This window comes from Nostoc sp. WHI, assembly GCF_015714725.1.
GTDB lineage: Bacteria > Cyanobacteriota > Cyanobacteriia > Cyanobacteriales > Nostocaceae > Nostoc.
The window spans coordinates 1-15,635 of sequence record NZ_WBKM01000355.1; the positions used below are offsets into that span (position 1 = coordinate 1).

Consider the following 15,635-nt stretch of genomic DNA (forward strand, 5'->3'; position numbering starts at 1 on the left):
GGAGTGGGGAGTGGGGGAGACAAAATTGCTTGGCTTCTTACTATTCCCTATTCCCTACTCCCTACTCCCTTTAATTAAAAAGGAAGAGAAAGGAGCAGAGAGGCATAATAAATACCATCTCTGCTCCTTTGTTACGAGAGCAAAAAGGTGCTACTTCAAAATTTTGGAGACGACACCAGCACCGATGGTGCGACCACCTTCACGAATAGCAAAGCGCATTCCTTGTTCAATAGCGATCGCGTTGATCAATTCTACTGTCATCTTGATGCGATCGCCTGGCATCACCATTTCTACTTCTTTGCCATCATCAGATGTGTAAGCTTTGATGGTACCAGTTACATCGGTTGTCCGTACATAGAACTGGGGACGGTAGCCAGCGAAAAATGGAGTCTTGCGACCACCTTCTTTTTCTGTTAAGACGTACACTTCACCTTCAAATTGAATGTGAGGTTTAATTGAACCTGGTTTGGCGATTACCATACCGCGTTCAATATCAGCCTTCTGGATACCCCGGAGTAATACGCCAGCGTTATCACCAGCCATACCTTGGTCAAGACTCTTCTTGAACATCTCAATACCAGTTACGGTAGTGGCGCGAGTATCTCTGATACCCACTAGTTCAACGTTATCACCGACCTTGACTATACCCCGCTCAATCCGACCAGTGGCGACAGTACCACGACCTGTAATTGAGAACACGTCTTCCACAGCCATCAGGAAGGGCTTATCAACATCCCGCTCAGGGGTAGGGATGAAAGAATCCACAGCGTCCATCAATTCATAGATTTTGTCTACCCAGGGATTTTCACCCCGTTGAGTCTTGGGATTCTTGGCCATTACTTCAAGAGCTTGCAGACCAGATCCTTTGATAATGGGGATATCATCGCCCGGAAAATCGTAGCTGGAAAGCAATTCTCTCAGTTCCAGTTCCACCAGTTCCAGAAGTTCTGGGTCATCCATCAAGTCTTCCTTGTTCAAGAAGACAACCAGACTGGGAACACCCACCTGTTTTGCCAGCAGGATGTGTTCACGGGTTTGGGGCATCGGGCCATCTGTAGCAGCTACTACCAGGATGCCACCATCCATCTGAGCAGCGCCGGTGATCATGTTCTTCACATAGTCAGCGTGTCCGGGACAATCTACGTGAGCATAGTGCCGATTTTCGGTTTCATACTCAACGTGGGCGGTATTGATGGTAATACCCCGTGCCTTTTCTTCTGGCGCGTTATCGATTTGATCGTAGTTTTTAGCTATAGCTTGACCCATAGCTGCCAAGGTCATAGTGATGGCTGCTGTTAACGTAGTTTTACCGTGGTCAACGTGGCCAATAGTACCGATATTGATATGGGGTTTATTCCTTTCAAACTTTGCGCGTGCCATGAATGCTCATTTCCTTATTTTAATTAAGCGTTCCCTTTGCTTTTAGCAATGATTGCCTCAGCCACGCTGCGAGGTACTTCTTCGTAGCGGCTAAACTCCATTGAGAAAATGCCCCGACCTTGGGTCTTAGATCGGATATCAGTAGCGTAGCCAAACATGGTCGCCAGTGGAACTTTGGATACCACCTTAGCTAGTCCCTGTTCGGTGCTTTGGCTTTCAATCTGCCCCCGGCGGGCAATGAGGTCGCCAATGACATTCCCGATATAGTCTTCGGGAACTTCCACCTCAACTTTCATCATAGGCTCTAAGAGGACGGGTGAAGCTTTCAGCACAGCCTCTTTCATCGCCATTGAGCCAGCGATTTTGAAAGCCATTTCCGAAGAGTCTACATCGTGGTATGACCCATCAATTAACGTCGCTTTGACGTCAATCAATGGATATCCAGCTAGAACCCCGGATTCACAGCTTTCTTTCATCCCTTGTTCTGCGGGATTAATATACTCTTTAGGTACTGTACCGCCAACAATTTTGGAGACGAATTCAAAGCCAGTACCGGGTTCTCCTGGTTCCAAATTGATCACAACGTGACCATATTGACCTTTACCACCACTTTGGCGGATGAATTTGCCCTCAATTTTGCTCACAGCTTTCCGAATTGTTTCTCGGTAAGCTACTTGCGGCGCACCTACATTGGCTTCCACCTTGAATTCTCGTAACATCCGGTCTACTAGAATTTCTAGGTGTAGCTCTCCCATCCCCGCGATCACGGTTTGGTTTGTTTCGGGATCGACACGGACACGGAAGGTGGGGTCTTCTTCTGATAGAGATTGCAGAGCCTTGGATAGTTTATCCATGTCGTTCTTGGTTTTGGGTTCAACCGCCACCGAGATTACAGGCTCAGGAATGAATAGGGATTCCAGAATTACTGGCGATCCTTCTTCACAGATCGTGTCACCTGTCAAGGTGTCTTTCAATCCCAAGGCTGCTCCTAAATCCCCTGCTCGCAGTTCATCGACATCTTGTCGGTCATCTGCCTTCATCAGAACTAAGCGAGAAATCCGTTCTTTTTTATTCTTACTAGCGTTGAGGACGTAGCTACCCTTTTTCAACACACCAGAATAAACGCGGACAAATGTCAGGCGACCGTAAGGGTCAGCCATAATCTTGAATGCCAGAGCCGCTAAAGGTTCGTTGTCATCAGCCCGGCGCTCAACAGTATCGCCATTGGGCAGTAAGCCTTGAATTGGCGGCACTTCACTTGGCGCTGGCAGGTAATCGACGACGGCATCCAGCATCAGTTGCACGCCTTTGTTTTTGAATGCCGAGCCACAAAGTACTGGTACGATTGTGCCAGCAACTGTGCCTTTACGCAGTCCAAGAGCGATTTCGTCATCTGTCAGTTCTTCGCCCTCGAAGTACTTAGCCATCAGAGTGTCATCAGTTTCTGCCACTGCTTCCACTAGCTTGAGGCGGTATTCATCTACCTGCCCTTGCAATTCGGCGGGAATATCAGTTTCTTGGATATCGGTTCCCTGGTCATTTACGTAAATATACGCACGTTGCCGAACCAGGTCAACAATCCCTTGGAATTCGGTTTCACTACCAATTGGTAGTTGAATGGCGATCGCATTCGCCCGCAAGCGATCGCGCATTTGCTCGTGAACCTTATAGAAGTTCGCTCCTGTGCGATCCATCTTGTTAATAAAGGCTATCCGAGGTACTTTGTAGCGGTCTGCTTGTCGCCACACTGTTTCAGACTGCGGTTGCACACCGCCCACAGAACAAAATACTGCAATTACACCATCCAATACGCGCATGGAACGCTCAACTTCAATTGTGAAGTCTACGTGGCCTGGAGTATCGATAATGTTAATTTGATGATCTTTCCAACTGGTACTGATAGCAGCAGCAGTAATGGTAATTCCCCGCTCCCGCTCCTGCTCCATCCAGTCTGTTACAGCAGTTCCTTCATGAACCTCGCCAATTTTATGAATTATCCCAGAGTAAAACAATATTCTCTCTGTTGTTGTTGTTTTGCCCGCATCTATATGCGCCGCAATACCGATGTTGCGTACTTTTCCTAGCGGGATCGTGCGTGCCACAGCCACCTCCTATAGTTTTTGGCTCATGATATCTTGTATATTACTCTTTGTTAAGATTCTATACTTTAACGGAAAACCGTCTTTTTTTTTGTAAATCCACGATACACCGCTTCGGGAGGGCGATATATCGCTTTTCCACTTAGTAACGATAGTGTGCAAATGCTTTGTTTGCGTCCGCCATCCGGTGCGTTTCTTCCCGTTTACGAATGGTATTTCCAGTTTCGTTGGCAGCATCCATCAACTCATTTGCCAGTTTGCTTGCCATTGTCCGGCCTGGTCTAGACCTGGAATATTGAACTAACCAACGCAGTGCTAAGGTAGTGCCCCGTTCTGAACGCACTTCCATTGGTACTTGGTAAGTTGCTCCACCAACTCGCCGAGCTTTTACTTCTACTAGAGGCGTGGCATTTCGCACTGCTCTTTCAAAGGTTTCTAAAGCACCACTACCAGTGCGTTCTTCAATGGTTTTTAATGCTTCATAAACAATTCGTGCGGCAAGTGATTTCTTGCCATGACGCATGATTCGTCTGATAATCATGCTCACAAGGCGACTGTTATATACGGAGTCAGACGGAACTGGGCGCCTTTGAATAACACCACGACGAGACATACTTCACCTTTAATTCGGATTTGGCAACGAAATTATATGCTATCAGACACCGGAAACTAAAAGTGGTGTAACCCAACCCTCAGACTTCCTCAATTTTTTCTCCCGTTGCAGCGAGGCTGACCTATTGACTTGCTACCTGCAACTAAATACTCAAGGCGACAAGATTATAAACTTTAATGTTCAGATTAGAATTCTGCTAACGGTTACAGGATTCTCCTCAGAACTTCTACACTTTCTCGCTTAATGTTAGGTATTGCTTGATTTATTGAAAAAGAAACAATAGCCTTCACCGCCACTATTAGGACATAGGTGCTGATCGTTTGTTTGTCCCTAAGCGCTTCTAAGGTAGACGATTAATCGTGTTTGATGCGATTAATCGCCAATCCTATTTTTTCGCTTCTTTCGGACGCTTGGTTCCATACTTGGAACGGCCTTGCTTGCGGTCTTTGACTCCGGCTGTATCTAGGGTGCCACGGATGATGTGGTATCTCACGCCTGGTAGATCCTTAACCCGACCGCCACGAATCATTACAACTGAGTGTTCTTGTAAATTGTGACCAATCCCTGGAATGTAAGCTGTGACTTCAAATCCAGAGGTAAGTCTTACCCTTGCTACTTTGCGTAGAGCTGAGTTAGGCTTTTTGGGTGTGGTCGTGTATACCCTGGTACAAACTCCCCGACGTTGGGGGCATTGTTTCAGAGCTGGGGATTTGGTTTTCTGACGCGATAGTTCGCGTTCATCACGTATTAGCTGCTGTATTGTTGGCATGAGTTACAGCGCGTAAAGCTGCTTATGGTCTAAGTTTTAACAAATCCTGATTATATCGTTTTTTACTGTTTTATGTCAATTGACATTTGTTTTTTTGATCAATGACTAATGGAGAAGGAATTGCCACAGTCACAGGTAGCGATCGCCTGGGGATTGTGGAAGCGAAAACCACCACCCATTAAGTCTTCTGAATAATCTACCCTCAAACCGTTGAGGTAATTTAAGCTTACGGCATCTATAACTACTTGAATCTCATCCAAGTTAAAAACCTGGTCGCCAACTTTTATTGCTTTATCGAAAGACATATCATAAAAGAACCCGGAACAACCACCTGGTCGGACTGCCAATCTAAACAAGATATTTGGTTGCTGCTTAGACTTTATTCGCCCAATTTCACTTGCGGCTGCTTCACTCAGATGAATCATCAAACTTGTTTTTTGCAATTGAATACCCCATCTTCATTTTACAGATGGGTTGACCATCGCTATTCCTGTGCTAAATCCCTGAATCTATCAGCGCGATCACTTTGATTACATCTATAAATACTAACATAGTTCAGTCCCTACCTAGTTAAGATGGGGGCTTCTGGTGTCCAGTGGCTACCAAAGACAGTTTGCACAAAAATGTGTTCAGTTTTTGGATTAGGGACTTCCAAAAACTAAATTATCCAATCTTATAGGACGGGTAAAGACGCCATTGGTGTCAACTTAACGTAAAAACCAGTCTGGACAATGCTTTTAGAGATTGTCTCGTTCCCCTGCTCCGACTGGGAATGCCTAACGGGAGGGCTGCCGCCTCAAGACTTGCGGCAGAGCCGCAATGAGCAAGCATTTCTAGCCAGAGGCTAGAAACGAGGTTTAAAAGGGATTTTGGCTTAAGTTTACACCAATGGTAAAGACGCCCATCCTACAAGAAATAGTTGGATATTTTTTATTTAGAAGTCCCTTAGAGCTTTAATTGCGTTCTTTTAGTTTTAATCTTTGGTACGGGCATAGTCATCTTGGTAGCGAATGATGTCATCTTCTCCCAAGTATTCACCATTTTGCACTTCAATCAACACTAAGGGGATCACGCCAGGATTCTCTAAACGATGAGATGTACATTGGGGTACATAGGTTGATTCATTATTGCTTAGTAGTACTTCTAGCTCTCCACAAGTTACCCTAGCTGTGCCAGAGACGACAATCCAGTGTTCGCTGCGGTGATGATGCATTTGTAGACTGAGGCGGTGTCCGGGCTTAACTTCGATGCGCTTAATTTTATATCCGCGCCCTTCTTCCAAAACTGTAAAAGCACCCCAAGGACGTAACTCAGTTGCAGCAACGCCTCTGGAAGTGATGGTTGGAGGTAGGTGTAGAGTGTCAGTCTGTGTAGTTTCTTGATATCGAGCCATAGTTACCTCATTTGAAGACATAACAAACCGTTGGTACTGCTTAACTATTGATAAAAAATCTGGCGCTATCTTGCAACGTTAAAAATCAGCAATTTTGTCGCACTTTCATAAACATAGCAAAATCAGACGTTACGGTGTAAATCATCACTACTAAAACTATGATGTCTACACTAAGTCTTCATCAAGCAAAATAGCAGCTTGTTCTAAACTTTAAAAAAAGATGGGGCATTGGTGATTAAGAAACTTCCCTATTCCCTTATTATCATGGTTTTAGGAAAATCCCAATGCCGTTATGAACACGAGCAGCCGTACTGGGCGCTCGATCAAGTAGTTGTCCTCCTAAATAAAGACTTGTAGAACTACCACCGTCCAAATTTAGGGCATCCACACAGCCCATCAGTTGCATCAATTGGGCATGTTCCGCCAAAGTAGGGCCATAACCACCGGCACGGTTGTGCACAGCAGTAATCATCAGTGTGCCTGTTGCTGTTGTGCAAATACCGCTACGAATAGCCTTTTCTGCAATAAAGGCATTGCTGAATTTTTCGACTTTGGCATCAAGGACAATTTGACGATTTTGGATTAATAGCGGTCCAGCGCCGATAATGTGGGGATAACGACTAAAATCAGTGGGAGCAGTGGCGCTGGAAATATTTACTTTGGTTCCAATAGGTAGTTGGGAGGCAGCACTAACAGCATTGGCGCGTAAGGTTAGTAGGTAGCCATTCTGGGGAATGGGAACCGCTTTTTCACCAACTTTGCCGCCTGGTAACTGATTAGTAATTTGGTCTTTCTCTACCACTAGGATGATTTCGTTGTCTGTCAGAGGCGTGTAAGTTGATCCCCAAGCTGGGGTGTAACGGGAAATGCCACTCTGAACGTAACCGCTATTAAGAAATAGAATTGGTAGGCGCTGGTTATTTGCTGTGATTAAAGTTTCTTCCAAGGTGAGACGACCGAAGTAAAATTGGCCAGAATCATTCCAAGCGATCGCACCCCGGTTAAGAATAGGGCCTGATACCCACCGATTATCCCGACGAATTGCACCCAATGGCAATCTGTTATTCCGGTTAAAATAACCACCGTTAATTCCGGCTACTGCTAAGTAACGTTGTGCTATTTGAATCAAGGGAGCAGTACCCGCAAGCCCATCAGGAGTAGCCCATATAGGTTTCAACGTTAGCCCAAATTTGCGGGGATTAACTTCTAACCAGACCACTGGAAAGCGTTCTGTGCCTAAGTTGACATAATGTTGTCGCCAGCGCAAGCCGGGGGCCCAAGTAATATCCCGCTCTTGTAGAGCATCGGGTCGAATATCGATAAGGAGGCGATTGGGGTTAGCAACAGTACTAACTTGAGGCAATAAACCAAAGGGAACACTCAGACGAATAATGGTTTGGTTTTTCACCACCTCCACTTGTTGAATCAGTGGTTCAGGGGTTTGTGCTGGTGATAATTGTTTGAGCAGATTTGGCAGTGATGTTGCTGGTTCTGGTGGCTTGGGGCTATGGCGTTCTATCAAAACGGGGTCGGCTATTCCATCCAGGGTAACTGTCCACTCTCGATTTGCCGGTACAGTCGATTTCGGGGTTGGTGTGTCTGGAGCGGAAGATGGAGTTTGGGGTTTTGCGATCGCTGACCCTTGTGCAACTTGCCAGGGAGTTGGACGATCTAAATCGACAAGAATCCGAGCTTGTTGGAAAGGGGCACTCGCGTCTGGAGGTTCCTGGCTCTGAACAATATTTGTGACTCGCGCTTTTGGAGTAGCAATTACCAAGGTGTTGCCGTTGGTTTGGATTTGCCATCCAGATGTTTGAGCAAAATTAGTAATATCCAGATAGCGATATGCTCCTAGTAGCCTGGTGGCTAAAACCAGTGGCTTTGTCACCGATGAAAACCACTGTATTGGTTGCCTTGCTGAATTACTACTGTTTAAGAAATTTACTCCAATTAATTGCCTGAATCCTCCGTCGCTGAGATGAGTTGTAACCTGACCAGCTTTTCCAGGTCGCTGCAACCAGGTTCCTGGTAAAGTACGACCATTGAGGGAAATTTGATTCCCAGAGGATGCCACACTTGTTAAAGGAGGTGTAGTCTGGGAGGTCAAACTTGGTGGTTTGGTGTTTTTTAAGGACTCCTGGGCGTTGGTAGCACAGGTAGTAGTTAAGCACAGTACTGTTAAAAGTATTGGTGACACAGTAGCCTGGAAAAATCTGCGTTCGCTATTCCCTAATTGGCAACAATTTGGCATTTTTACCATAATTTACTAGGTACTTTTGAAAACTATCACCCAAGGTATAAACTAACTAATTATTTGGAAATATAAAAAAAACATGACTTTATTTTTGTAAAAACATGGTAAGATACATCTTGGATTGCTATATCTTTTAAATATAAATAACCATTTAAGCCCTAAGGCTACTGCAACCAAGTGTTTTAACTGGCACTAATTTTAAGCACACTATACACGGTAGTCTTGGTTATCAAAACTGGATTAAGATATTCAATCCTAGCTGAACGTTGCTACTGTTGCTACTTCAGTAAAGTCTAATTAATAGTAAGACATGTGGCAACTGGTAAATAGCAAAACTATAGACAACAACAAAAATATTTGGAAATTGTCAAATGGCTATATATTGTAATACGCTGATTTTATTGCTGGATCAGGATGACTTCGGCTTTAAAACATAGTAGAGCGTTCAGTTTGAGTTTTGTTTTAGGTGAGCCGAAATAGGCTCTATGAGTAGCTAGTGTGCATCTGGAAAAGGGAATTGAGAAAATACTTAGCTTCACAATATAAAAAAGAAGCTGTCAGGGCAAAAATGATGTCTTGGCAGATGTAAGTTGTGTAACAGGCATAAATACATAAAGAGTAGGCGTATATTTTAACACGGGTAAACTAGTAAAGTAAAACCGAAGTTAAAATTTTTTTTCCCTAAATTTCGGTGCTTATATATTTCTCCATCGCTGAATTTAGAAATTTTTTTCCATAAAGTAGTGGCAAAATTGGTAACTCAATACTTCAGGAACAGGGTATGAATAATAAACCGATGAATCAAGACCAGAAAATCACAGAGGATATAAGCTCAAGAGATACCTATCAGGGGCAAAAGTGGTTAGTAGAGGAACGAGATGCCTGTGGTGTCGGTTTTATTGCTCATCGCCAGAATCATACCAGCCACGAAATTGTCGAAAAAGCTTTAGCTGCTTTAACCTGCTTAGAACACCGGGGAGGTTGTAGCGCTGATCAAGACTCTGGTGATGGTGCTGGAGTATTGACAGCTATCCCCTGGGAGTTGTTCCAACAAGACTTTGCCCAAAGGGGGAAGGAATTTCCATCCACCTATAATATAGCTGTGGGGATGATCTTTCTACCACAAGACCAGGAAGCAGCACAAAAAGCTAGGAAGACTGTTGAGCAAGTAGCTGCCGAAGAAAAATTGATTGTACTGGGTTGGCGAGTAGTGCCAGTGCAAGCTGATTTATTGGGGGTACAAGCAAGAGAAAATCAACCCCAGATTGAACAAGTTTTGTTAGCTTCTGTTGACAAAAGCGGCGATGAATTAGAACGGCAGTTGTATATTACCCGCCGCCGAATTAGTAAAGTTGCAAACAACATCTCAGAAGAATTTTATATCTGCTCTTTATCAAGCCGCACAATTGTCTACAAAGGCATGGTGCGTTCCGCCGTATTGGGCAACTTTTATCACGATTTAAAAAATCCAGCTTACAAAAGCGCCTTTGTTGTCTATCACCGCCGCTTTAGTACCAATACGATGCCCAAGTGGCCTCTAGCTCAACCAATGCGGCTTTTGGGTCACAACGGCGAAATCAATACTTTGTTGGGTAACATTAACTGGATGATGGCACGAGAAGCTAGCCTGAATCATCCCGTATGGGGCGATCGCATCCAGGAACTCAAGCCATTAGTTCACATTGATAACAGCGACTCAGCTACCCTAGACAACGTACTAGAATTGCTGGTTTGCTCTGGACGCAGCCCTTTGGAAGCTTTAATGATTATGGTTCCAGAGGCTTACCAAAATCAGCCTTCTTTACGTGACTCTCCAGAAATTGTTGATTTCTACGAATATTACAGTGGTCTACAAGAAGCGTGGGACGGGCCAGCACTTTTAGTATTCAGCGATGGCAAAAAAGTTGGTGCAACACTAGATCGTAATGGCTTAAGACCAGCTCGCTACGTGATCACCAAAGATGACTACATTGTTGTAGCTTCTGAAGCTGGTGTGGTGGACTTCCCAGAAGTCGATATTGTCGAGAAAGGTAGACTCGGCCCAGGGCAAATGATTGCCGTGGATTTAGTAAACCATGAAGTGCTGAAGAATTGGGAGATTAAGCAGCGCATCGCCAAGCAGCACCCTTATGGTGAATGGCTGCAAGACTATCGTCAAGAACTTAAAAAAATTGTCCGTAGTCAGTTGTCAGAACTGAATGGGAATGGACATCTGGCTGCTGAAAATGGTAACGGACATAGTACAGAAAAAATTGACAAACAAAGCTTGCTTCAGCTTCAAACTGCCTTTGGCTACACCACAGAAGATGTAGAAATAGTGATTCAATCAATGGCTTTAGCAGGTTCGGAGCCGACTTTTAGCATGGGAGATGATATTCCTTTAGCAGTGCTGTCACAGAAGTCCCACCTGCTTTATGACTATTTCAAACAGCGCTTTGCTCAAGTGACGAACCCAGCGATCGATCCCCTACGGGAAAAGCTAGTGATGTCTTTGAAAGTCGAACTGGGTGAACGAGGTAACTTATTAGAACCCAAGGCAGAATATGCTCGGAGATTGAAACTCGAATCGCCACTGTTGACAGAGGTAGAGTTGGAGGCGATTCAGCTGTCAGGATTTGCCACAGCTGAGTTGTCAACCCTATTTGCGATCGCCACTGGCCCGGAAGGATTGAAAGCCGCAGTCCAGTCTTTACAAGCCCAAGCAGCTGAGTCAGTCCGGGCAGGTGCAAAGATTTTAATATTAAGCGATCGTCGGGTCAATGATAGTATCAGCACAGAATACACCTACATTCCTCCCCTGTTAGCAGTGGGTGCCGTGCATCACCATCTCATTCGTGAAGGTTTGCGAATGAAAACATCCCTGATTGTCAATACTGCCCAATGCTGGAGTACTCATCACTTTGCTTGTCTTATAGGCTACGGTGCTGGTGCAGTTTGCCCGTATATGGCTTTAGATACGGTGCGTGATTGGTGGTCTGATCCCAAAACTCAAAAGTTAATGGGAGTGCAAAAAATTCAAGCCCTCACCCTAGAAGAAGCTTTAGCAAACTATCGCAAAGCGGTAGAGTCAGGTCTATTAAAAATTCTCTCTAAGATGGGAATTTCTTTGCTTTCCAGCTATCAAGCAGCCCAAATATTTGAAGCTATTGGCATTGGTGGGGATTTAATAGAGCTAGGATTCCGTGGTACGACTTCCCGCATCGGTGGTTTGAGTGTTAGCGAACTCGCTGATGAAGTGCTTTCCTTCCATAGCAAGGCTTTCCCAGAACTGACGACAAACAAATTAGAAAATCTGGGCTTTGTGCAGTATCGTCCTGGCGGCGAGTACCACATGAATAGCCCCGAAATGGTCAAGGCACTGCATAAGGCTCTAGATGGAAAAAACTACGACCACTACGAAGTTTATAAAAAGCACCTCCAAGGTAGGCCAGTAACAGCCTTGCGTGACTTGCTCGACTTCCAAGGCGATGGCATCCCAATTCCTCTAGAAGAAGTGGAATCGGTATCTGAAATTCTCAAGCGCTTCTGCACCGGTGGGATGTCTTTAGGCGCTTTGTCAAGAGAAGCCCATGAAACTCTAGCGATCGCCATGAACCGTATTGGCGGTAAATCAAATTCTGGAGAAGGCGGCGAAGACCCCGTGCGCTACACAGTTTTAGATGATGTAGACGAATCTGGTCACTCGCCAACCCTACCTCATTTAAAGGGATTGCAAAATGGTGATAAAGCTTATAGTGCCATTAAGCAAGTTGCATCGGGACGCTTTGGTGTCACGCCAGAGTACCTAGTCAACGCCAAACAAATTGAAATCAAAATTGCCCAAGGTGCCAAGCCTGGAGAAGGTGGGCAACTGCCAGGCCCGAAGGTGAGCCAATACATTGCAATGTTAAGGCGCTCCAAACCAGGTGTGATGCTGATTTCGCCGCCACCGCACCACGATATTTATTCCATTGAAGACCTAGCGCAACTGATTTTTGATCTGCATCAAATTAATCCCAAAGCAAAGGTATCAGTGAAACTAGTTGCAGAAGTTGGCATTGGCACGATCGCTGCTGGTGTAGCCAAAGCAAACGCTGATATCATCCAGATTTCTGGTCATGATGGTGGTACAGGTGCATCGCCACTAAGTTCGATTAAACACGCTGGCTCACCGTGGGAACTCGGTTTAAGTGAAGTACATCGCGTCTTGATGGAAAATGGCTTGCGCGATCGCGTAATTTTACGCGTAGATGGCGGTTTGAAAAGTGGGTGGGATGTGGTAATAGGTGCATTGATGGGCGGCGAAGAATTCGGTTTCGGCTCCATCGCCATGATTGCCGAAGGCTGTATCATGGCGCGAGTTTGCCACATGAACACCTGCCCTGTAGGTGTTGCTACTCAGAAAGAAGAACTCCGCAAGCGGTTTACGGGGATGCCAGAACAAGTTGTCAACTTCTTCTACTTCATCGCCGAAGAAGTGCGTAGTCTCCTAGCCCGACTAGGTTATCGTTCTTTGTCAGAAATCATTGGACGTGCAGATTTGTTGAAACTGCGCCCAGAGGTAAAACTCACCAAAACGCGATCGCTAAATCTCGACTGTTTACTTCAGCTACCAGACACTAGAGAAAATCGTAGCTGGTTGGTGCATGAAGAAGTCCACAGCAACGGCGTGGTTTTGGATGACAAGTTGCTTGCCGATCCCGACATTCAAGCTGCCATTCGCAACCAATCTACTGTCACCAAGACTTACCCTATTGTCAATACTGACAGAACAGTAGGTACTAGATTAGCGGGTGCGATCGCTTCCAAATACGGCGACAGTGGCTTTGAAGGACAAATTAATCTCAACTTTACAGGTAGTGTTGGGCAAAGCTTTGGTGCCTTCAACCTCCCCGGTATAATTCTGACCCTGGAAGGAGAGGCAAACGACTACGTAGGTAAAGGTATGCACGGTGGTGAAATCATCATCAAACCCCCAACTGATGCTACCTATAACGCATCACAAAACGTGATAGTTGGCAATACTTGCCTCTACGGTGCTACTGGTGGCATGTTATTTGCTAATGGCTTGGCAGGAGAACGCTTTGCTGTGAGAAACTCCAAAGGCATAGCAGTGATTGAAGGTGCTGGGGATCACTGCTGCGAATACATGACTGGTGGTGTGATTGTCGTCCTTGGCAAGGTAGGACGTAACGTAGCTGCTGGAATGACTGGTGGATTGGCATACTTCTTGGATGAAGACGACTCATTTCGTGAGTTAGTCAACCCAGAAATTGTCAAAATCCAGAAGGTGATTACAGAAGCAGGCGCAAAGCAGCTGCAAGAGTTAATCAAAACTCATGCAGAACGAACTGGTTCACCAAAGGCTAGGAAGATTTTGCAACACTGGCAAGAATTCTTACCAAAATTCTGGCAGTTAGTCCCGCCTTCTGAGGCTGATAGTCCCGAAGCTGATCCGCAAAAAAAAACAACTGAGTTCAGTTTAGTGACTAGTCATTAGACCTCTTGCAAAAGTCCTTCTTTTCGCTTTCTTCTTTGCGCCTTTGCGCCTTTGCGCGAGACAAAAAATTATTTATGCAAGAGGTCTATTAGTGACTGTAACCGTTCTCATACCCTCTGCCTCAAGACCTTCCCCCATTGGAGACACGGCAAACCGCTACTTTGTGAAAACCCCTTTGATGCCCAATACCGCCGCCTAAGTTTACCCCTTAAAAAGCAATACAGTTCAGATAAGACCAAAACATTTGTAGAGACGGCGATTTATCGCGTCTCAAAAACCCAAAATTTTGTACCACTAGCCCTTAACTGAACTCTATTGCCTTAAAAAGGAGTAGTGAGAAAAAAATATCCCTCTTGAAAAAGAGGGATTTTCATTAACTGATTCAGAAATAACGCATTTTAATCAAAAAATATAATTTTAGTTTTTAGCCAATACCATTGACCAATTAGCCATAATTAATAATTATTACTTTTTGTTAGCGAGCAACTTTTGGTTTGTATCTTCCATTTCTAAAAGTTCTGGAATAGTAACAAAGCGATACCCTTGCTTTCTAAAGTTGCTAATAATTTCTGGTAAAGCTTGTACAGTTCTGGAACGGTTACCACCACCATCATGCATTAGCACAATACCACCAGGCTTTGAATCTTTAATCACGTTATTAATCAACTTTGGTACAGTTGGTAACTTGTAGTCTGTGGAGTCAGCTGACCACATCACCACAGTATATTTTTGACCTTTAGCATAAGTAGCTAGTCCATTGTGCAACATCCCACCGGGTGGTCGGAATAGATTTGTTTTAGCACCTGTAACTTGATAAATTAACTCTGTTGTGCGATCAATTTCAAACGCAGCCGCTTGTTGATTAAAGAAGTGATACCAGTGATGCCAAGTATGGTTGGCAATGACGTGACCTTGAGCAACAATCTGCTTTCCTAATTCTGGATAATTTTTTAGATTCTGCCCGACGACAAAAAATGTCCCTTTAATATTGTTTGATTTCAGAATATTTAGCACTTGCTCTGTGGTTTGAGGCCAAGGGCCATCATCAAAAGTGAGAGCAATCACTTTCTCACCCTGAGTTAGTTCTGCCGCTTTAATTATTGCCCCTTGAAAGCGTAATGGTACAGAGTAGGATAGTCCCTTTGTTTGTGCTTCTTGCTGCCAACTTGTAAGCATCGCCGCCTTTAATTTTTCAATGCGCTGCTGAGTTCCTACGTTTGCAGCTACATGCTTTACATTTATACTTTGTCTACTCTGAGCCTCCGAAACATTTGGTCTTAGAAGCATCATGAAGCCAAGGCTAAAAATACCACCTAAAGTAAGCAGCGCAATTAATATTCCTTCTGGCCACAGAAACGACTTATTGTTTTCCACTTCATAGCTCCTTCAAGGATTTACCATCAGCTACGGTTATGACGGTACGTTGTAGCACATTTTTTTAAATATTTAGATATCAGTTGCTTTCTGAGAATCCTAAAAATTGGAATTGGGACTAACGTAAATTCAGAATTGAGAAGATAAACTATACACCTTTAACTGAAATCTAGATGCTCCATATTTGGACGAGCGCTGAACATACAATACTTGGTAAGTAAGTTGGAAGAATAAAATCAAACTATCCAAAGAAAAATAAACTAGGCTAAAACCC

9 protein-coding genes are annotated in these 15,635 nt (G+C 44.5%); 1 reads left to right on the top strand and 8 read right to left on the bottom strand.

Features of this window, described 5'->3' with window-relative positions:
• Positions 1–150: 150 nt before the first annotated feature.
• The 7 genes from tuf to F8S12_RS36570 all read right to left on the bottom strand — a co-directional run bounded on the left by tuf (position 151) and on the right by F8S12_RS36570 (position 8,514).
• Positions 151–1,380: an elongation factor Tu gene (gene tuf, locus F8S12_RS36540; protein ID WP_196521228.1), complete on the bottom strand. Its 1,230-nt coding sequence runs from the start codon at positions 1,378–1,380 to the stop codon at positions 151–153.
• Positions 1,381–1,403: 23 nt separating this feature from the next.
• Positions 1,404–3,482: an elongation factor G gene (gene fusA, locus F8S12_RS36545; RefSeq protein WP_196521229.1), complete on the bottom strand. Its 2,079-nt coding sequence runs from the start codon at positions 3,480–3,482 to the stop codon at positions 1,404–1,406.
• A gap of 139 nt (positions 3,483–3,621) precedes the next feature.
• Positions 3,622–4,092: a 30S ribosomal protein S7 gene (gene rpsG, locus F8S12_RS36550; RefSeq protein WP_196521230.1), complete on the bottom strand. Its 471-nt coding sequence runs from the start codon at positions 4,090–4,092 to the stop codon at positions 3,622–3,624.
• Between the two features lie 385 nt (positions 4,093–4,477).
• On the bottom strand, positions 4,478–4,861 hold the full coding sequence (gene rpsL / locus F8S12_RS36555; protein WP_196521231.1) for a 30S ribosomal protein S12: 384 nt from the start codon (positions 4,859–4,861) through the stop codon (positions 4,478–4,480).
• 98 nt (positions 4,862–4,959) lie between these two features.
• Positions 4,960–5,286 (bottom strand): HesB/IscA family protein, encoded by a 327-nt coding sequence (locus F8S12_RS36560; RefSeq protein WP_196521248.1) that lies wholly within the window; start codon positions 5,284–5,286, stop codon positions 4,960–4,962.
• A 548-nt stretch (positions 5,287–5,834) separates the two neighbouring features.
• Positions 5,835–6,254 (bottom strand): cupin domain-containing protein, encoded by a 420-nt coding sequence (locus F8S12_RS36565; protein WP_196521232.1) that lies wholly within the window; start codon positions 6,252–6,254, stop codon positions 5,835–5,837.
• A 262-nt stretch (positions 6,255–6,516) separates the two neighbouring features.
• The gene (locus tag F8S12_RS36570; protein WP_442946851.1) at positions 6,517–8,514 is read right to left on the bottom strand and encodes a phosphodiester glycosidase family protein; all 1,998 of its coding nucleotides are present in this window, start codon (positions 8,512–8,514) and stop codon (positions 6,517–6,519) included.
• A gap of 775 nt (positions 8,515–9,289) precedes the next feature.
• Between F8S12_RS36570 and gltB the strand changes: the two genes are divergently transcribed.
• Complete coding sequence (gene gltB, locus F8S12_RS36575; protein WP_196521234.1) at positions 9,290–13,987, top strand: glutamate synthase large subunit; 4,698 nt, start codon at positions 9,290–9,292, stop codon at positions 13,985–13,987.
• Positions 13,988–14,452: 465 nt separating this feature from the next.
• On the opposite strand, the gene F8S12_RS36580 is transcribed toward gltB, so the two are convergent.
• Complete coding sequence (locus F8S12_RS36580) at positions 14,453–15,361, bottom strand: polysaccharide deacetylase family protein (RefSeq protein ID WP_196521235.1); 909 nt, start codon at positions 15,359–15,361, stop codon at positions 14,453–14,455.
• Positions 15,362–15,635 lie beyond the last annotated feature (274 nt).